Annotated in this window: 20 protein-coding genes; 6 read left to right on the forward strand and 14 right to left on the reverse strand. The window is 45.8% G+C overall.

What is annotated here, in order from left to right; genetic code table 11:
- Positions 1 to 259 precede the first annotated feature (259 nt).
- On the forward strand, positions 260 to 1345 hold the full coding sequence (locus AB9P05_RS24225) for a DUF6544 family protein (protein ID WP_371911485.1): 1086 nt from the start codon (positions 260 to 262) through the stop codon (positions 1343 to 1345).
- 46 nt (positions 1346 to 1391) lie between these two features.
- On the opposite strand, the gene AB9P05_RS24230 is transcribed toward AB9P05_RS24225, so the two are convergent.
- On the reverse strand, positions 1392 to 1796 hold the full coding sequence (locus AB9P05_RS24230) for a DUF3592 domain-containing protein (protein ID WP_371911486.1): 405 nt from the start codon (positions 1794 to 1796) through the stop codon (positions 1392 to 1394).
- Between the two features lie 480 nt (positions 1797 to 2276).
- Between AB9P05_RS24230 and AB9P05_RS24235 the strand changes: the two genes are divergently transcribed.
- Positions 2277 to 3068, forward strand: a complete 792-nt coding sequence (locus tag AB9P05_RS24235; RefSeq protein WP_371911487.1) for an SGNH/GDSL hydrolase family protein — start codon at positions 2277 to 2279, stop codon at positions 3066 to 3068.
- A gap of 68 nt (positions 3069 to 3136) precedes the next feature.
- The gene (locus AB9P05_RS24240) at positions 3137 to 3775 is read left to right on the forward strand and encodes a methyltransferase domain-containing protein (RefSeq protein ID WP_371911488.1); all 639 of its coding nucleotides are present in this window, start codon (positions 3137 to 3139) and stop codon (positions 3773 to 3775) included.
- Between the two features lie 221 nt (positions 3776 to 3996).
- On the opposite strand, the gene AB9P05_RS24245 is transcribed toward AB9P05_RS24240, so the two are convergent.
- From AB9P05_RS24245 to AB9P05_RS24255, 3 genes are all read right to left on the reverse strand, one after another.
- Positions 3997 to 4617, reverse strand: a complete 621-nt coding sequence (locus AB9P05_RS24245) for a YdeI family protein (protein ID WP_371911489.1) — start codon at positions 4615 to 4617, stop codon at positions 3997 to 3999.
- 87 nt (positions 4618 to 4704) lie between these two features.
- Positions 4705 to 5226, reverse strand: a complete 522-nt coding sequence (locus AB9P05_RS24250; protein WP_371911490.1) for a PRC-barrel domain-containing protein — start codon at positions 5224 to 5226, stop codon at positions 4705 to 4707.
- A gap of 4 nt (positions 5227 to 5230) precedes the next feature.
- Positions 5231 to 5848 (reverse strand): hypothetical protein, encoded by a 618-nt coding sequence (locus AB9P05_RS24255; RefSeq protein ID WP_371911491.1) that lies wholly within the window; start codon positions 5846 to 5848, stop codon positions 5231 to 5233.
- Between the two features lie 135 nt (positions 5849 to 5983).
- Here AB9P05_RS24255 and AB9P05_RS24260 point away from each other — a divergent pair, with 135 nt between their 5' ends.
- A complete protein-coding gene (locus tag AB9P05_RS24260) occupies positions 5984 to 7768 on the forward strand; it encodes a mechanosensitive ion channel family protein (protein ID WP_371911492.1) in 1785 nt (594 codons plus the stop codon).
- A gap of 208 nt (positions 7769 to 7976) precedes the next feature.
- Here AB9P05_RS24260 and AB9P05_RS24265 read toward each other — a convergent pair whose 3' ends face one another.
- The 5 genes from AB9P05_RS24265 to AB9P05_RS24285 all read right to left on the reverse strand — a co-directional run bounded on the left by AB9P05_RS24265 (position 7977) and on the right by AB9P05_RS24285 (position 12727).
- A complete protein-coding gene (locus AB9P05_RS24265) occupies positions 7977 to 8672 on the reverse strand; it encodes a hypothetical protein (protein WP_371911493.1) in 696 nt (231 codons plus the stop codon).
- A 147-nt stretch (positions 8673 to 8819) separates the two neighbouring features.
- Positions 8820 to 9635, reverse strand: coding sequence for an IS3 family transposase (locus AB9P05_RS24270; protein WP_371911494.1), 816 nt, complete (start codon positions 9633 to 9635; stop codon positions 8820 to 8822).
- 8 nt (positions 9636 to 9643) lie between these two features.
- On the reverse strand, positions 9644 to 9946 hold the full coding sequence (locus tag AB9P05_RS24275) for a transposase (RefSeq protein ID WP_371911495.1): 303 nt from the start codon (positions 9944 to 9946) through the stop codon (positions 9644 to 9646).
- A gap of 89 nt (positions 9947 to 10035) precedes the next feature.
- Positions 10036 to 10590 carry a hypothetical protein gene (locus AB9P05_RS24280; RefSeq protein WP_371911496.1) on the reverse strand — a complete coding sequence of 185 codons (555 nt, stop codon included), beginning with the start codon at positions 10588 to 10590 and terminating at the stop codon, positions 10036 to 10038.
- Between the two features lies 1 nt (position 10591).
- Positions 10592 to 12727, reverse strand: a complete 2136-nt coding sequence (locus AB9P05_RS24285) for an ADP-ribosyltransferase domain-containing protein (protein WP_371911497.1) — start codon at positions 12725 to 12727, stop codon at positions 10592 to 10594.
- On the opposite strand from AB9P05_RS24285, the gene AB9P05_RS24290 reads away from it, so the two are divergent.
- The gene (locus AB9P05_RS24290; RefSeq protein WP_371911498.1) at positions 12695 to 12841 is read left to right on the forward strand and encodes a transposase domain-containing protein; all 147 of its coding nucleotides are present in this window, start codon (positions 12695 to 12697) and stop codon (positions 12839 to 12841) included. The genes AB9P05_RS24285 and AB9P05_RS24290 overlap by 33 nt on opposite strands.
- A gap of 31 nt (positions 12842 to 12872) precedes the next feature.
- Here the strand turns inward: AB9P05_RS24290 and AB9P05_RS24295 are convergent, their stop codons facing one another.
- From AB9P05_RS24295 to AB9P05_RS24310, 4 genes are all read right to left on the reverse strand, one after another.
- Positions 12873 to 13637 carry a PoNe immunity protein domain-containing protein gene (locus AB9P05_RS24295; RefSeq protein WP_371911499.1) on the reverse strand — a complete coding sequence of 255 codons (765 nt, stop codon included), beginning with the start codon at positions 13635 to 13637 and terminating at the stop codon, positions 12873 to 12875.
- Positions 13638 to 13642: 5 nt separating this feature from the next.
- Entirely contained in the window at positions 13643 to 14014 is a 372-nt protein-coding gene (locus AB9P05_RS24300) for a hypothetical protein (RefSeq protein WP_371911500.1), read from the reverse strand.
- Positions 14015 to 14565: 551 nt separating this feature from the next.
- Positions 14566 to 15198 carry a hypothetical protein gene (locus tag AB9P05_RS24305; RefSeq protein WP_371911501.1) on the reverse strand — a complete coding sequence of 211 codons (633 nt, stop codon included), beginning with the start codon at positions 15196 to 15198 and terminating at the stop codon, positions 14566 to 14568.
- 3 nt (positions 15199 to 15201) lie between these two features.
- Entirely contained in the window at positions 15202 to 15411 is a 210-nt protein-coding gene (locus AB9P05_RS24310; RefSeq protein ID WP_371911502.1) for a hypothetical protein, read from the reverse strand.
- 77 nt (positions 15412 to 15488) lie between these two features.
- Here AB9P05_RS24310 and tnpA point away from each other — a divergent pair, with 77 nt between their 5' ends.
- Positions 15489 to 15935 (forward strand): IS200/IS605 family transposase, encoded by a 447-nt coding sequence (gene tnpA / locus AB9P05_RS24315; protein ID WP_371906921.1) that lies wholly within the window; start codon positions 15489 to 15491, stop codon positions 15933 to 15935.
- Here tnpA and AB9P05_RS24320 read toward each other — a convergent pair.
- Positions 15868 to 17592 (reverse strand): hypothetical protein, encoded by a 1725-nt coding sequence (locus AB9P05_RS24320; protein WP_371911503.1) that lies wholly within the window; start codon positions 17590 to 17592, stop codon positions 15868 to 15870. The two genes, tnpA and AB9P05_RS24320, sit on opposite strands and share 68 nt — an antisense overlap.
- Between the last annotated feature and the right edge of the window lie 69 nt (positions 17593 to 17661).

Below are 17661 nucleotides of genomic sequence, written 5' to 3' on the forward strand. Positions count from 1 at the left end.
CTAAAATGCAATTAATTATCCATAACAACACATGGGGAGTGCCAAGGGTGAGCTATGAGCTATTGCTTGGAGTACTATTTTACAGAAAACAGGCCTATTTGCAGGCATGTCTTACATAAGGGGGTTCAGTCACAGGGAGCCTGAGCCTATGCTAAAAACCGGAAGCAGATATGTGCGAAAAATAAGGGATATGTGTAAATTCCTGCCTGCGTTAGGGACAGGGGCTGTTTGGGCGTTTGTATTTTTTTAAATTCTACTAATGATAATCCGGATACTACTAATGGTTATCGCAGGCCTTCATGCCGCCATTCACCTGCTCGGCTTTGTCAAAGCCTTTGGCCTGGCCCGGGTAGAGCAGCTAAGTAAACCCATCTCCAAACCTGCAGGTGTATTATGGCTGGTGGCTGCCGGCCTGTTCTTCTATGGTCTCCTTCTGTTTCTATTAAAAAACAAACTTTGGTGGGCTTGTGGTCTGGCCGGTATTGTGCTATCCCAATCCCTCATCATGCTGTATTGGCAGGATGCCAAGTATGGGACTATCGCTAATGCCATCCTTCTGCTTGCCTGCATAGTTGGCTATGGGCAGTGGGACTTTATACGTACTGTAGAGAGTGAGGTGAATACGCTTATAAAGAGTGCAGGTCAATCACACGCCCTGGCAGAGGGGGTAAGTGCCGAGGCTTTACCTGCGCCTGTAAAGCGTTGGATGCAATTTAGCCGTGCGGAGAAAGTCAGGAGCTCCCGGACAGCCCATCTGTACCAGGCAGGCCGTATGAAACTATCTCCCGAGGGAGACTGGAAGCAGGTACAGGCAGAACAGTGGTTTACCCTGCAGAGGCCTGGCTTTTTATGGAGTGCGCAGGTAGGCAGCGGTTCCCTCTTGCAGTTTAGCGGGAGAGACCGCTACACGTCTGGTAAAGGGAGCATGCTCATCAACCTCTACTCCCTGGTCCCCGTTGTCAATGCTTCCGGCATGCAAATAGACCAGGGCGTAGCCGTCAGGTACCTGGCAGAAATGGTATGGTTTCCACAGGCAGCCATGAGCCCCTACCTGCGGTGGGAACAGACCGGGCCGCTACAAGCCAAAGCTACCCTCGCTTACATGAGCACTGAGGTAAAAGGTGAGTTTACCTTTAACAGCATAGGCCAGGCAGTACGCTTTGAGGCACTCAGGTATTATGACAAGACGGGCTCCATGGAAAAATGGGTGATCGATATAGATGAGGACAGCTACAGGGCTTTTGACCGCGTGCGTGTTCCCACAAGGGCCCGTGTCACCTGGCAGCTCGCCGGGGGCGGCTTTACCTGGTATGAGCTTGAAATAAACGGAGTGGAATATCAGTGATTAAGCCCGGTGAGCTTGGTACAGGATCGGGAAATGAGCAGATCCCTTATAGCCCGGGAGAGATAGCCAGAAATAAGGCGGCCATAAGCCCTATGCCCCCTATACTCATCAGCAGCAGAGGCAGGTAGGTCATAGTCAGAGGAGAGTCGATCATAACCTCCCCAGGATTATCCCTATCATACTTTACCGAGACGTTAGACCCTTCGGGTTTAGGAGAGTTGTAGCCAACTGATAGCTGTTTGGTGATCCATTCATCGGCCTCAGCAGTCTTAAAGCGTATCACCGGATAATACCGGATTTCCTTGCGGATGGAATATTTGGCTTCATTCCTGAATATGATCGCAGTGGCAGCCTCACCATTACGCCTCAGGTGAGAAGATTTTTGCCATAATTGCAGACCAAGCGCGGTAAATGCAAGGCCTATCAGACCGCAAATGATTATTTCTTCCATAGTTCTCTTCCTTTAAGCCCCTAACCGTGAAGCTAAGCGATAAAATTTCCCTCCTGTGGCAATAGGAGGGGAGCGGATAAAAATCGCTCCAGCGAGTTTTTATCCAGGGAAGTTCCGACTTTTGCTGGCCCGGCATTCCGGTGGTACATGCAGAATGTTCTTGGGCAGATACTTCGTTCTAATTACAACATTTGTTTAGCCTTCCCTGTATGCCAATCCCGCCGGAATACACTCCCTACCCACAAGGTGAGGAATGGTTAAAGAGCCTGTTCACACGCTTGTTTTGACAGATACGCTTTAAAAGCCGGCTCCACCTCACAAATATATACACGGCATCAGTCACTTCCACCCCCGGCCCTGCGCCATGTAATGAATAAAGAGTTATCCCGCCGTTTTTTCAACAGTCTGTGATACAGCGCCCTGCCTTCGAAACAGCTTAGTGGACTCATTCGTATGAATGGTCAAGCAGATACCCATTCTATGAACATCAGGTATACACTAGGCTGCCTTGCACGTATCCCCCTTTTGCCCCTCATGTATTATCAGGGAAAGCAGATAAGAGCCCGGGTTCCCAGGCTTCCCGAAGCTACAGGTACAGAAGGCTTTGCCGAGCCAGGCAAGGCTACCTCCAAAACGATCAGGCTCCTATCTGTGGGGGAGAGCACCATTGCCGGGGTAGGGGTGCACACCCATGAGGAGGGCTTCACCGGGGCATTGGCCCGCTTGCTGGCAGAGGCGCTGAAAGCGGTTGTACACTGGAAAGTATATGCACGCAGCGGATATACAGCCGCCAGGGTAGCAGGCAGTATCGTTCCTGCCATGACTGATGAAACCGTAAACCTGATTGTGATAGGCCTGGGGGGCAATGATGCATTTACCTTAAGGTCTCCACGCCAGTGGAGGAGGGATATCCGCCGGCTTATTGAAGGCCTGCAGGCAAAGTACCCCCAGGCCCTTATTGTCTTCTGCAATATGCCCCCCATCAAAGAATTTCCTGCCTTTACCCCCCTTATACGGTTCACTATCGGTAACCTGGTGGAGATATTAGGCCAGGAGCTAATGGCTACGGTAAAAGATTACAATAATGTCTATTATGCAGAGGAAACCATCAGCCTGCCGGAATGGGTGGCCCGGTATGAGCTGGATCAGGACGTAAAGGCCTTCTTTAGCGACGGCGTGCACCCCTCCGGACTTACTTACCGCACCTGGGCCCGGGACCTGGCCAGCCGGGTAATAATTGATAAGCTACTACCCTCCTTAGCAAGGGAATAAGCATATAATAAGGTGCCTTCCTGGAGCATAATAAAATAATCTCACCGCCTAATTAAAATCTGATAGTCATGACGAGCAACGAATGGTTGGATAAATGGAACGAGCGCTATAGCCAGGAAGGGTATGCCTATGGTACAGCGCCTAATGCTTTTTTCAAAGAACAGCTTCAAAAGCTGAAGCCCGGTAAGCTCTTACTACCTGCAGAAGGGGAAGGGCGCAACGCTGTTTTTGCGGCCGCTAATGGCTGGAAGGTGGAGGCTTTTGACATCAGTGAGGCGGGCCGGCATAAGGCGTATTCTCTGGCCAATGAGCATGGCGTGAAGCTCAACTATACAGTAGGCCCACTACCGGAATTAGACTTTACCCCGGGCTATTTCGATGCTATTGGGCTGATCTACGCCCATTTCCCGGCTGACATCAGAGAAAAATACCACCAAGTCCTGCAAGGATATCTGAAAGAGGGTGGGGTAGTCATCCTGGAGGCTTTTGGCTCTGATCATCTTCGCTACCGGGATAAGAATCCGGCCATTGGCGGACCGGATAAGCCAGAAGCATTGCTTTCGGTAGAAGAAATTCAGCGTGACTTCAAAGGATTTGATATACAATTGCTTTGTGAAAAAGAAGTGGAACTGAGCGAAGGGAAATACCATATAGGCACAGGCTCCGTGGTACGCTTTATCGGCAGGAAGAAAGTGAAAAACGCATAGCCCCCGCGTGGATAATCCTGGTAGGCTTGTAGAGCATTTATTTGCACCCTCGCCGCAAAATTTCTTTCACAAGGTGAAACTAAATGTGCTAAGAGAGCCATTTACTTGCTACAGGGGGCATTTTTGCTGGTCGCCCACTTCCCGCACCCCTACCCGGGAAGAGAATCTGGCACTTACCTTAAAGGCTATACGATAAGTTCGGGCTGACTATGCCGGCCGGTTTACTTATCGTGCATCCCTTTGCCTTCCAATATCCGGTCCCGGTGCTTCACTATTCGGCCTTCCAGTGTTTTACTTTGCTTAGGTTGTGAAAAGTGCAGTATGTAGCCCCTTTGCCTGCCGGGCGTAAGTGCTTCAAAGGCTGCTTTGAATGCACTGTCTTCTTCAAAGCGGGTCTTCAGTTCTGCAGGCAAGGGCTGAGGTTCCTTGCTGAAGGCCACCTTTTTGCCTTGTTTTTCCAGCCCTATAGCCTCATTTATATAATCTTGGAGAATGGAAGAAATGGCAGTCACCTCTGCCCCCGATGTAAACCGTACCTGCCTCACAGCCTGTGAGTTTTCTCCCGGAGCTTTTAGCAGATTCCTATCATCTTTTAGTAAAGAACCTTTAAAAAAGGCAACAGCAGCATATTCCTTAAAGGCCGATATGAGAAGTATATTTTTGTTCTCATACGTATAGCAGGGCTGTGACCACTTTAACTCCTCTTTCAGGCCCGAAGCCAGTACCACCTTTCGTAGTTCAGTAAGAGCCTCCCGGTGGGCGGTTACCTTGCACGCTGCCGTACCTGCCAGAGAACAGCGCCCGCACCCCTTTGTCAGGTAGGTATCTATTTTAGCATTCACAGGATAAATGTAAGCTACAATAACAAAAAAAACACCTGTTTCCACATAAGGGAATACAGGTGAGTATTGCGTTCAGCCTGTCAGCTTCTATCTTCCCTGATATTGCTGGTGCCTGAATACATCTCTGTCGTAAAAAGCGGCATCGGTCACTTTATTCCTGTAGCCTGTTTCTGAACCAGTAAAGTGCTCTACCACATAGACCTCGTAAGCAGGATCTATAGCTTTATTCTTTTCTACTCGCTCCGTAGTATCAAATGTGTTGCTATCGATCTTGTCAGTATAAACCTCTTTATGTTCATTATCCAGACGCACCATACCTATAGGTACAATCAGGTGATTGTCTCCCTCCTGATTTATATATTCATGGGTGCCGCCTGTCTTGCCCGTCTTCAGGGGTTTATGCTCCTTGTCAATGATTTTTTTATCTATTTCAACATCGAGGTAGCGAACCCTCATGGCATCTTTACTAACCAGAAAGTTATCTACTTTACCTATATGCCTGCCATCTCCATCAACCAGGTCCCATCCTCTTACATCAGGATCGTCATTGGCCACCTCATATTTAGAGAGTTCATGCAGGTAATGCAGGTTTCTTTTATCGTTACTCATAGTCTTAGCTGTTTTGGTTGTTCATTGCTTGCAGTATGCTGGCTGACTGATCAAAAAAGCCCTTTACAGTCTCTTTCTGATCAAGTGTAGGCTCATCAGGGTTCATACCCTCACTGTACTCTCTCAGCGTTTGTACCTCATCATTCAGGTCAGGATATTTTGCCTCCTGAATATTTGAGAAAGAATTTACTACCTGCTGGAAGCCATCTTTTATAGTATTGGCATGCGTCAGTTTCAGAGGGTCTTCACGGATGTTATCCGCTTTTTCATTAAGTGCCTGCCAGTCCTGATCAAAATTAAAATCAGTACCGTTGGCGGCAGACTGCATAGCCATAGTAAGCATGGTGAAGGCTCTATGGGTATATTCATGATCCAGTCCCATTTGCGCGCCATTCTGATTCAGATAGCTGACGTAATCTTCTATAGCCTCTGCCTGGTTGGTATTTTGAACCCCTTCCGCATCGTCTGTTGACTGCACTTCCTGCACCTCGGTGGTTTCAGCAAGTCTTTCGGTGTCATCATCGTCATTCAGAAGGAAAAAACCGAGGAGACCCAGTACGACTATAGCGAGTAATATCCAGGGCCATACAGGCTTCTTCTTCTTAAGTTTAATTTCTGCCATAATTATCTGTAGTTTGGTTGCTTGTATAACAGTATAAAAACCAGATAGTTAATTTTTATACATGGCCCCTGGCCGTAACTCTATTATGTTGGAAGCGTAGACAGTAGTTGAACCATTTTTTAGAGACAAAAACACATGCGCACAAAATTTCAGGGATTTTTTCTGATCACTTACCTGATATTATTCATTTTAACCCCCCTCCCCGCAACCCCCCAATCCCTACCTCTGATGGGCCGGCAGGATAACACCGAGGAGGAAAGACAACCTTCCTATCCGCCGGATGAGCTTAACCGGCGCACACCCAGGGGCGCCATACTTGGCTACCTGGATGCCATGTCAAATGAAGACTACGAAAAGGCCGCCCGCTACCTGGATACGAGTGATCTGGATGGCAACCTCCGAAACACCCCCGGTACCGAGCTGGCTCGAAGGCTGCAGGTATTGCTGGACCAGAACGGTAAGATAGAGCCCGGCGCCCTGCTTAGTGATCAGAGCAGCGGCCAGTACAACGATAACCTTGCTGCTAACCTCGATCAGGTAGGTACCATCCATCTGGAGAATACCTCCATACCCGTACTCGTGGAACAAACCACTGGTAAGGAGGGAGGCCCCGTGTGGCTCATATCCTCCACTACTTTGCAGCAATTGCCTGAAGATGTGGGTAAGGTGTCCGCCATAAGCGTCAATCGCCTGCTGCCGGATCGCTTTATCATTAATAAGTGGGGAGGTGTACCCGTAGGCCATTGGCTTGTTATGGTGGCGCTCATATTTGCGTCCTATATGCTGGCACTCCTCATCACGGCAATAGTGGTATACCTTATTAAACTATTGGGCAGAAAACGAATGAGCGACCGCGCGCTGAGGCTGGTAAATGCCTTTGCCATTCCTATACGTATCTACATGGCAGTATGGATACTTATATGGAGCGCACAGCGTCTGGGTATCTCCATTATTGTCAGGCAGTACTTCAGTCAGGCCACCGTGATCGTGGCCTGGATAGCCATCCTGATCCTTGTTTGGAGACTTATAGATGTGTTCTCCTCTTTTGGTGAACGCCGCATGACCAAGCGAAACAATATGGGGGGGCTCTCCGCCATCATGTTTTTCCGCCGTGGCTTTAAGTTTCTCCTTATTGCAGTTGGTATCATCACTATTCTCGATACCTTCGGTTTTGATGTGACCACCGGTATTGCCGCCCTCGGTATCGGTGGTATCGCCCTCGCCCTGGGAGCTCAAAAGAGCGTGGAAAACCTGGTTGGTAGCCTTACCGTAATATTTGACCAGCCGGTTAGGGTAGGGGACTTCTGTAAGGTAGGCGATACCGTAGGTACAGTGGAGAAGATAGGTATGCGTTCTACCCGTATCCGTACCCTGGGCCGCACCATTGTTACCATACCTAATGGAGACTTCTCAGCACAGCGTATTGAAAACTACGCCCACCGTGACCGCATCTTATTTAACCCCACTATCAGTTTGCGCTACGAGACCTCTCCCGACCAGATGCGGTATATACTCGTGGAAATACGTTCGCTGCTTTACGCCCATCCGCGTGTAGATCCTGACCCAGCCCGGGTACGCTTCCTCGGCTTCGGGGCCGACTCCCTTAATGTCGGCATTCATGCCTACGTTTTCACGCAGGATTTTAATGACTTTCTCGAGATACAGGAAGACCTTAATCTGCGCATAGCAGATATCGTGCAGGCCAGCGGTACCGGTTTTGCCTTCCCTTCACAGACCTTGTATATGGCGCGTGATACCGGCCTCTCAGAGGAGCGGACAAAGGCAGCCGAGGCCCGGGTAAAAGAGTGGAAAGAGAAGGGCGAGATGCAACTACCCAAATTTGACCCCGAGCGCGTGGAAGAGCTCAGGGGCAGTATCCAATACCCTCCCCTCGGGTCCAGCAGTCAACCAAAGGAATAGAAGAAAAAAGAGGCTGTCTCAAAAGGCAGTCTCTTTCTTTTTGTTCAAAATATAATTTTACATTCCTCGTAACTACCGCGGGGTTGCACCCCGTGGTTGCCATTTCCGCGAAGTTGTACTTCGCTATGCAGAGTGTTTCAGGTGATTCTCAAAATATTGTTTGGCATGAAAATAGGCGGTGCTACTTTTAAGACAGCCCCTTTTTACTTTAGTACGTTTGATCCAGCTCTTTCCGGATGTCTATATCCTGGTAAGTGGATATCTCATGGTGGCAGTTCAGGTCAAAGTAGTCCCTGAACCGGTTTTCCTTCATGCACAGGCTTATTTCCGGCGGTGTCAATATCCGCTTTGGCAGGGGAACCATGGGGGTGGCTATCAGCAGGTCAAAGGCATCCATCCCCGGCGTCCAGTCTATTTGCAGCAGGCCGCTCTCGTTTATCACAGGGGGTTCGTCACCTATCTGATAGTCACTTATGTCAAGGTTATAGGCATTATACAAAGACCTCCAGCCTGCACGAAGCCCTTCGGCCTGCTCATCAGGTACAGCCGGGTTTATGAGCAGCCCTACCGCACCGTGCGGTCTGCAAAGAGCAGGCTCGTCCTCAGGCGCAACCCCTTCTGCCACTGCCATGGCAAAGGCCTGCCTTTTCAGGTCTTCAAAGTCCGTCACCGGCTGGTTAAAGGGAAGTCCGTAAGCCTGTCCGGGCAGGGTAGTCGGGTGGTTGCACAGTACCATCGTGTAGGTGTTTTGCCGCGATACAGACTGCCTGCCGTAGCGGATTCTCACCGTTACCGGTACCTTATTTTCGGCAGGGAGCAGGCATTCCCTGCGCCACTTTTGCCTCACCGGACGTTCGTCCCACAGCAAGGACCCGACTACCATCACGCCTCCTTTTAAGTTCATCCTTTATGCTCTATGTTGGGTTAACCATGCAGCCTTTTATAGCCGTCAAATCCCGAAATTTACAAAAATATATTCAAAGGGCTGATTTGCTGGCTATTGGTAACACTCCCCATTTATTAGACCATCAGTTGGTTAGTCTTAGTTGAATTAGGCAGCTAGTTTGAACAACTCGACAGGTTTTATTCTGCCGATACCCTGATGCCTTCTTTTGTTGTTATACTTTTCGATAAACTTATTTATCCCCTTGTATAGGGTTAGCCCATCGTCTGCTGGGTATAAGTATACATGTTTGTGCTTTAATGTCCTGAAAAACCGCTCAATAAAGGTATTGTCCGTGGCTCTGCCCTTTCCATCCATACTTACTCTTATACGCCGCTCTTTCAAGGTTTCTACCCAGTGTGAACAGGTGTATTGGCTACCTTGGTCTGAGTTAATGATTTCTGGCTTACCATATTTTTCTATACAGGCTGTCAAAAGGGTTGTTTGGGTTTCTTTGTCCAGGCTGTTGGATAATTGCCAGCCTACTATATAGCGGCTATATACATCGATTATCCCCGTCAGGTACATAAACCCCTTTGCCATGGGAATATAAGTTATGTCAATAGCCCAAACCTGGTTCCTTCTGTTCACAGTCAGATTTCTCAGCAAATATGGATAGACATACTTTGCCTGCCCCAGCTTACTTAAATTACGCTTCGGATAGATCGGTTCTACGCCCATTTTGCGCAACAGCCGACGGATACGCTTGACATTATAAAATAAACCCTGCTCACGTAGCTCATCCTGCATACCGATAACACCCAAGGTAGGATCTTCGGTAAACAATCGATCCATGGTTTCCATCAAGTCCAGGTTCTCTATAGACTCGCCCACAGGCTTATAGTAAAAGCTGCTGCGAGGGATATTTAAAACCTCACTCTGTTTGCGTATACTAAGCTGATGACTTGGATCAACCAGAGCCAATCGCTGTTTTAAAGGCCGGTTTTCTTCAAGGGGGCGGCCCCCCGCCTTTTTTTTAGAAAGTCATTCTCAACCTGTAATTGTCCGATCTGCTGATAGAGCTGGTCCACATTAATCTGTGGCTCCTCTTTTGAGCTTTTCTCCCCAAAAGCTTTATCAGCATTTTGCTGAAACTCACGTTTCCACAACGAGATCTGATTGGGATGAACTTCAAAACGCTGAGCTAACTCAGACAACGTCTGTTGCTCTTTAAGGGCTACTATAGCCACTTTTGCCTTAAAGGCAGGTGAAAATTTTCTCCTACTTCTTTTCATTACTATCAGTTAAAGGTAACTAAAAATTATCATCTTAACTGATGGTCCCAATTTTGGGGAGTATTACACTCCCTGCAAGAACGGTTGGCTCATTTGCTTATCTCAGCCAGTCTCAAAAACATATCATACAATTCTCCAATTTTCTGCTTTACTTCGGGTTGATCGTATGATATTAAAACAGGAATTTTATCAGGCTTTATCCTTTCTGTATAGCTTTTAAAAGCTACTTCTATTTCTTTTTTTGATGGAAAAGTGATATCTCTTTTATACAGTGAAAAATCAATAATATTTAATTGAGTCTCGCAAAAATCGAGTAATTCTTCAGTTAAATGTTTCTGTTCGTTATTGATCTTATGACTTACTGCTTTAATGTAGGGCATTACTTCGATGATTTTAGAGTATAGATTTACCTCTTCCAGTTCCATTGACACATCTTTACCAGCCCTTCTTTCCCTAGCCAGCTTAAGTAATCTCTTGGATTGTTTATCTGAAGCACTTAGAGCAAACCACTCGTAATTTTCTTTTACAATTTGCAACAAATGCAACCTTTGTTCAGCAGAATCATCTAATCCGCCTTCCAACCTCCTTTTATCACCATTTTTTATTGTGGTGGTAAGAAATTCATAAAATTGTCGATTCTCCATATTACTCTATCAATTTAAGCAACACTTTTCTGCCCTCTGCAAGTACCGTCAACGGATCTTTAGGATCTAGGAATTTAAACCCATCTTTAATGTTGACAACCTCAAATTTTGTCCCACTCTTGAATAAAATTTCAGCTTCATGTGGTAAACATGAAACATCACAAATGTTATACCCTTTTGGATTTACAATTTCATACAATACATCCTCCATAAAAGCGGGTTTTAGTGCAGTACTCAACTCAGTCGAAGATGATTTAAAGTCAGAGAATGGGATTTCATCCCCCACGTTCCAGGTCTTTGCAAGTGCTGCTTCCTCACCCTTAATACCTCTAAAAACTTTATCTCCATTATACTTAGGGAGTTTTTCCATTCCAGAGTTAAGTAGTTCTTTAAACGCCCTGTATTCATCTGTCATTGGAATTTCACCCCTCAAAGCTTTATTCAAGTCTCTATGTGCATTTGTTGTATAATGCCTTATTGCTGTTAATTCTTCAAATGGAATTTCTGGAAAGGTGGTATGAATATTTTGAATAATTATTTCCTGGTATGATTCCAAAACTGCTGGATCGGAAAAGAATTTCAGTGTTTTAATATCAGTCCTTCTGGCACTGTTTTCTAAAAGTTTCCACGCCTCTACCAACCCCGGTTCGGCTTCAAATTTAGCCAAAAGGCTGGCATCTGAAAGGGTTTCGTCCAGTTTAGACAAGGTCGTGCCATCAAGGTTCAGACCTTTGATTTTAGCTATCAGCTTTTGGCTACGAATGCTGTTCAGGTGGGGGTAGCCAGCAAAAAGGGCCTCAGGAGTCATGGATTCCCCTCTCACTCTCTTCGCCTCTTCAGCCTGTTCGATGACCTCATCCAGCCTATCCGCGGCCTGGGACTCTCCCTGCGCGCGCAGGGCCTTGCTGGCCTTACGGCCATTCGTCACTAAATCAGTCAGCACATCCGCACTGAAAACGGTCAGGTCTACGGTGATACTGATCCAGTAGTAATTATCCACAAACCAATCGCCTCCTTCATCTCGAATGGCCTGCTGAATGTCAGGCCGCTCCATCGCTTCGTCCAGGGCCAGCTTTCCTATCTCTATGACGGCGAGCATACGTAAAAGGGCTGGCGCCCCGCGGGTGAGCAGTATTTTAGAAGCGGCGCCAAGGCCTAACAGGTTAGAGCCGGTGCTGATCACGCCCATCAGGTGCTCCCGGTTGCTTTGGGTGCCATGGTAGTACACGAACAGGGCGGGGACCAGTAGTACTTCTTCCTGGCTGCCGGTATGCAGCTTCACCAGGTCGAGGGGGTTTACATCGGCGATGCCGGGTAAGTCTTTAGCCGATTGAGCAGAGAGCCCAAAGTTGCGACGCCCGATACAATAGTGCAGACTCAGGTTGTTTTTATTGTTAAAGCGGGTGCCATCAACCAAAATATATTGCTTCCCTCTATAACCGGGTGTCACTTCATAAACCTCCGCAGGCACTTCACCTAAGCGGATAAAATGCTCTGACTGGCCCGGTCCGTACTGATTGGACAACTCCCAAAGGATGTTGACGAAGGTGCTGAGGTCTTCCCCATCCAGGCCGGCGTACAGCTTGTGGACTAATTCAGGAGTATCATATAGCTTCTGGTATAACGTCTGCTTGTCACTATAGGCTTTGAGAATGTTAATGACGGCTATCTCTTCATTGGTGCCGTTTACATAGAGGCCATCGTCCATTATGCAGTCTGATAAAGAGACTAATGCCTGATACAGGCTTTCATCCGGTAATTCGGAGGCGACGAAAGGGGGAATGGTTTCGTAGATGACATCAAGCTTGTCACAGTCGCCATCCGCATTGGTTATTGCTTGCTTGTAGATGTCCAGGTAATATGGATGAGCGATAGAGGGAATGTGAAACCCTATCCTGTGGAGCAGCTTTTCAAAATCTTCAAAAGTGTAAGCCCACAGGCGAATGGCGGTGCCTTCTTTATCCGCATAGGGTATGTCGAGGTAAAAGCCGGTGTGGGTATGGCGTTCGGGGTCAACGGAAAGGCCTGTTTTGAGGTAAATATCATCCGGATGGACCAGGTCAAGCACGCCATTATCGGACAGCTCGACGTATAGGCGGCCATAATGTACAATCTGTTCGGCACATGCAAGCTCCATGACATTAACCCGCTGGAATGGCTCACTGAGACCCTCAGAAAACCACCAGATTACAAAGTCAACCGCATGAATTACTACCTATTAAACATTAGGATAAAATACAATACGCCCTAGGCCGAAGGGATGCACGGTATGCACCGAAAGTCTAGTGATTTGCTCGGTAATAATCTGCCAAGTCCTTGGGATAGTACTGCTGATCTCTGTAGGTGCTATCATCTAATCCCTTGATGCAAGTAACTGCTGCTGCTTCAAAACACCAATAGCCACTGTAGGTATCATGTTTGCCTTTATGGTTGTCATACCAGCCGGCATTCTTATGCTCTTTGTACCAGTCTTTTTCTAAGAACGCCTTAATAAGAGATTCAGCTTTGGCTTTATCTTCGGTTTCCGTGGCTTCTCGCAGTTTGCCAAAGAGCTTCCAGCCATGTTTATAGCTCTCTTCCTTTAACTTAGGGCGGTTCGGAATTTTCGCTAAGGTGATAAACTCAAATAGCTTATCCTTTACCTGATCTTGATCAATAACATTCACCAACTTTTCAAATTGTACTTTGGAAACATCCAACAAGTAGCCTAATGAAAACATCCACAGCATTTCATCATATGGGTCTAAAGAATACTGGTTAAGTACCTTACCGTCATTATCAGCCATCTTCCAATACCCTGGCCAATATTTGGATATTAGATCAATGGCTATTTTTAAATCATCTTCTATATCACTTGCAGGTAATCCATATGAATACTTTGCCTTTATCCTTTGAATAAGACTACTTATCATCATGGTTCCAGCTGCGGCTACTCTTTCTGGTTTAACGTTCCCACTTCTTAATCTATCTTCACCTCTTTCGTGCCGTTCTATCGATGATTTAATATAGGCTTCAAAATAACTTTGGTCTTTTATATTATCTCTCATGATCACTAAGGAATAAAATCTCCAGCAGCTCCGCGTATTACCCTACCGCTTTCATTTATCAATCTATAAATCACTGATCCATCAGGAGCCACTTTAGCTAAAACCCTTATATAACCATCAAATACAATATCTTGAGCTAAATCAGCGCCCACAGCATCAGCCAATCTAGGCTGTATCCATTCATCACTCATTTGTCTGGGTAATTTGGTAGCAGGATTAGCAGAATTCAATGAAGCTGAACCCGAATATTTTCCTTCTACTATAAAATACTCTCCATTCTTTCTGTAAACCCCATCAATCCCATTATGGCCTGAGGCATCTATGTCATCAATCCTTTTCCTTAATAAAGATTCATATCCTTTACTATTCAAGTCCAAATCCGCTCCTATTTCTCCAAAATTACCCTTTCTGGCATTGGATGCATTGGCAATATCATCGGCATACTGATCAATGATACTGCATTGTTTCAGGTTGTCAATATTCCGTCTTGCAGCTTGTGAGAAACCTTATTCGTTCAGTTTCTTCCACGCCTCAACCAAGTCTGGATGACCTACAAACACATCTTTTTTTACCCACATTTTTCCAGATGGCTGATCCTTTTCGAAATTGATTAATCTCTAATTTTTGTATTAGTGATTTAGATACCGAAATAAGATTGAGCAAATCACTCGAAAGATAAAAGCAGAAACTTTCAGAGAATTTATTAGCGCAACTTTCAATGCATTCTTTATTAGAAAAATCAATACGTTCAGACTTATCGTCTTTTAAATGATGTAATTCAAGCCAGTCAGCTTCTTCAGCATCTACTGTTGCCTAACTTGACCGATAGATAAAAAGTCAAGATTAGAAACGTATACTCGTTCAGCCTGTACTGTCGGTAGAAACAAGCCAAGAAATACAAGAATGAAATATAGATTTGTGCAGAATCTCATTTGATAAAGAGTTTTTCAAAAACCTTAAGATGAGCCTGCGCTTGTTCTTTTTTAGCCGCTTGTTTTTTTATCAACTCATAAAACTCATCTCTTTTCTCTTGAAATTTGGGATGACCGGCAAGTTTCAATATCAAAATGGCCTTAGGGAGTAAAATAGCACCTTGTATAAATGGCACTATTTCTTTTGGCTCTTTGTCCGCCAATAGATTGGCAACTTCTTCTATGGTGTTATATTGGTCGAAGAAAGCCAAAGCTGCGGCAATCAGCTTTTGAAGTTCTCCTGATATTTTGGCAAAGGTGCTATCGTTATTAATCTCTTGATCTAACAGCTTGTAGTCAATACCTTCAATATTTACCAAACTGTTTTTAATTGTGTAATTAGTAGAGTTTTTAACCCTTTCTGCTCGGTATAATGGTATAAGCTCTTTTTCTACTTCTTCAAAAATTATATTTCCCATTGATCCAAAAATGTATGCCCCATGTGGAAAATATTCTCGTGTAGCTAAATGAATTTGTAGCTCCCTATTTGATTCTTTTTTTTGAAAAATTGCATGTCCATCTAAAATGCGAAAGCCTTCTGGTTTAACACTGTTAATATGATTTAAAAAATCCTTTTTTAAATATACCATAGATTAAAGCTTATCAATTCCAGAAATTACATCTCCACTATCTGAGTCATACACCTTGTACCACTTGATTTCTCCATCAAAATTCAGCTCATCAGTTTGTTCTAATATTTCTCCAGATCCAAACTCTGACTGTTTACTAACATTTCTCACCCCATAACTAGACTTTGATAAAGCATTACTTTGAGGTGTAGTAAAATTGGTCGATGACTTCAATTTATTAATCGAATTAAAACCACCGTCTTAGACGGTGGTCATGTTTGAGGGCTATGCCAGTAGGGGTATATTGTGGAATGAGCAAGTATCGTAAGCTATCGCATAGCTTTTACTATTGTGTCTATCATGTAGTATGGACCCCGAAGTACCGCCACCGTATACTTCGTGATATTGTTGCAGATACGTTGGAGAATAAGATAAAGACGATATGTGAATGGAAGGAGGTCAAGGTAGAAGAGTTGAACATTCAGCCAGATCACGTTCATTTGGTATGTAGTATACCTCCGAAACTTAGTGTATCAGACTTCATGGGTATTCTCAAGGGTAAGACAGCGATCATGATGTTTAAGAACTTCAAGAGTCTTCGCAGAAAACCCTATTGGGGCAATCATTTTTGGTCACGAGGCTATTTTGTAAGTACGGTAGGCATAGATGAAGAAAAGATAAAGCGGTATGTTAAGTATCAGGAGAAGGAAGATAAGAAAGAGGATGGGGATATAGATATCCCGCTATTCGATAACTGACTATCCCCCTTTGGGGGTAATAACCATTGAAAACCCCCTCCTTTGGTGGGGGTAATTTATTTTCGATCACAATAATGTCTTCTATGTCTCCAAAATCGTCATACTTCACAAAAACCTGATCCGCTACAAAATATTTATCTCCATCATATTTCAGCTGAACTTGGGAGAACATATCGTAATCATCCAGATTCTTTCCAAAGTCTGTTGAAACTTTGTTTTTCAATGAACCATACCACTGAGAAGTCCTGTTTTTAAGGGCATTCAGTACTGTTTCAGCTTCAAATTTTTTTCCTAAAGCAGTAACATCCTTAAAAAATTCTCGCTGGCTCCACTTCTGCCACCTAGCATCTCCTGTCTTACTAATCTCCCAGGCATAAGAAGGGTCATCTTTCAACTGCTTCCAGACATTGGTTACATCGTCCGGACTTTCTTTAAACAGTGTCTTTAATTCATCTGCCCATTTCGGGTTCAGCAAATCATCATCCAACCGCTTGAGTAGGTCATCACTGTAACCAGATATATTCTCTAAAAACTTGGTATTCGTCCTTAAATCAGCATGTTTCCCGACAGCCTTCCAAGCGTTGACCAACCCCGGTTCGGCTTCAAATTTAGCCAAAAGGCTGGCATCTGAAAGGGTTTCGTCCAGTTTAGACAAGGTCGTGCCATCAAGGTTCAGACCTTTGATTTTAGCTATCAGCTTTTGGCTACGAATGCCGTTCAGGTGCGGGTAGCCAGCAAAAAGGGCCTCAGGAGTCATGGATTCCCCTCTCACTCTCTTCGCCTCTTCAGCCTGTTCGATGACCTCATCCAGCCTATCCGCGGCCTGGGACTCTCCCTGCGCGCGCAGGGCCTTGCTGGCCTTACGGCCATTCGTCACTAAATCAGTCAGCACATCCGCACTGAAAACGGTCAGGTCTACGGTGATACTGATCCAGTAGTAATTATCCACAAACCAATCGCCTCCTTCATCTCGAATGGCCTGCTGAATGTCAGGCCGCTCCATCGCTTCGTCCAGGGCCAGCTTTCCTATCTCTATGACGGCGAGCATACGTAAAAGGGCTGGCGCCCCGCGGGTGAGCAGTATTTTAGAAGCAGCGCCAAGGCCCAACAGGTTAGACCCGGTGCTGATCACGTCCATCAGGTGCTCCCGGTTGCTTTGGGTGCCATGGTAGTAGACGAACAGGGCGGGAACCAGTAGTACTTCTTCCTGGCTACCGGTATGCAGTTTCACCAGGTCGAGGGGGTTTACATCGGCGATGCCGGGTAAGTCTTTAGCCGATTGAGCAGAGAGCCCAAAGTTGCGACGCCCGATACAATAGTGCAGACTCAGGTTGTTTTTATTGTTAAAGCGGGTGCCATCAACCAAAATATATTGCTTCCCTCTATAACCGGGTGTCACTTCATAAACCTCCGCAGGCACTTCGCCTAAGCGGATAAAGTGCTCAGTCTGACCAGGGCCAAAGCGATTGGTTAGCTCCCAAAGGATGTTGACGAAGGTGCTGAGGTCTTCGCCATCCAGGCCGGCATAAAGATCATGGACCAGGCCGGGGTGGTCATACAGGGTCTGGTAGAGGGACTGCTTGTCACTATAGGCCTTAAGAATGTTTATGACGGCTATCTCTTCATTGGTGCCGTTTACATAGAGGCCGTCGTCCATTATACAGCCTGATAAAGAGATTAATGCCTGATACAAGCTTTCATCCGGTAATTCGGAGGCGACAAAGGG

It is taken from the genome of Roseivirga sp. BDSF3-8 (assembly GCF_041449215.1).
GTDB lineage: Bacteria > Bacteroidota > Bacteroidia > Cytophagales > Cyclobacteriaceae > JBGNFV01.

Excerpts from the sequence above, each read along its gene's own strand:
- AB9P05_RS24225 (WP_371911485.1), top strand. The coding sequence starts at position 260 with ATGATAATCCGGATACTACTAATGGTTATCGCAGGCCTTCATGCCGCC.
- AB9P05_RS24230 (WP_371911486.1), bottom strand. The coding sequence starts at position 1,796 with ATGGAAGAAATAATCATTTGCGGTCTGATAGGCCTTGCATTTACCGCG.
- AB9P05_RS24235 (WP_371911487.1), top strand. The coding sequence starts at position 2,277 with ATGAACATCAGGTATACACTAGGCTGCCTTGCACGTATCCCCCTTTTG.
- AB9P05_RS24240 (WP_371911488.1), top strand. The coding sequence starts at position 3,137 with ATGACGAGCAACGAATGGTTGGATAAATGGAACGAGCGCTATAGCCAG.
- AB9P05_RS24250 (WP_371911490.1), bottom strand. The coding sequence starts at position 5,226 with ATGAGTAACGATAAAAGAAACCTGCATTACCTGCATGAACTCTCTAAA.
- AB9P05_RS24255 (WP_371911491.1), bottom strand. The coding sequence starts at position 5,848 with ATGGCAGAAATTAAACTTAAGAAGAAGAAGCCTGTATGGCCCTGGATA.
- AB9P05_RS24260 (WP_371911492.1), top strand. The coding sequence starts at position 5,984 with ATGCGCACAAAATTTCAGGGATTTTTTCTGATCACTTACCTGATATTA.
- AB9P05_RS24265 (WP_371911493.1), bottom strand. The coding sequence starts at position 8,672 with ATGAACTTAAAAGGAGGCGTGATGGTAGTCGGGTCCTTGCTGTGGGAC.
- AB9P05_RS24275 (WP_371911495.1), bottom strand. The coding sequence starts at position 9,946 with ATGAAAAGAAGTAGGAGAAAATTTTCACCTGCCTTTAAGGCAAAAGTG.
- AB9P05_RS24280 (WP_371911496.1), bottom strand. The coding sequence starts at position 10,590 with ATGGAGAATCGACAATTTTATGAATTTCTTACCACCACAATAAAAAAT.
- AB9P05_RS24290 (WP_371911498.1), top strand. The coding sequence starts at position 12,695 with ATGTACAATCTGTTCGGCACATGCAAGCTCCATGACATTAACCCGCTG.
- AB9P05_RS24285 (WP_371911497.1), bottom strand. The coding sequence starts at position 12,727 with ATGGAGCTTGCATGTGCCGAACAGATTGTACATTATGGCCGCCTATAC.
- AB9P05_RS24295 (WP_371911499.1), bottom strand. The coding sequence starts at position 13,637 with ATGAGAGATAATATAAAAGACCAAAGTTATTTTGAAGCCTATATTAAA.
- AB9P05_RS24305 (WP_371911501.1), bottom strand. The coding sequence starts at position 15,198 with ATGGTATATTTAAAAAAGGATTTTTTAAATCATATTAACAGTGTTAAA.
- tnpA (WP_371906921.1), top strand. The coding sequence starts at position 15,489 with ATGAGCAAGTATCGTAAGCTATCGCATAGCTTTTACTATTGTGTCTAT.
- AB9P05_RS24320 (WP_371911503.1), bottom strand. The coding sequence starts at position 17,592 with ATGGACGACGGCCTCTATGTAAACGGCACCAATGAAGAGATAGCCGTC.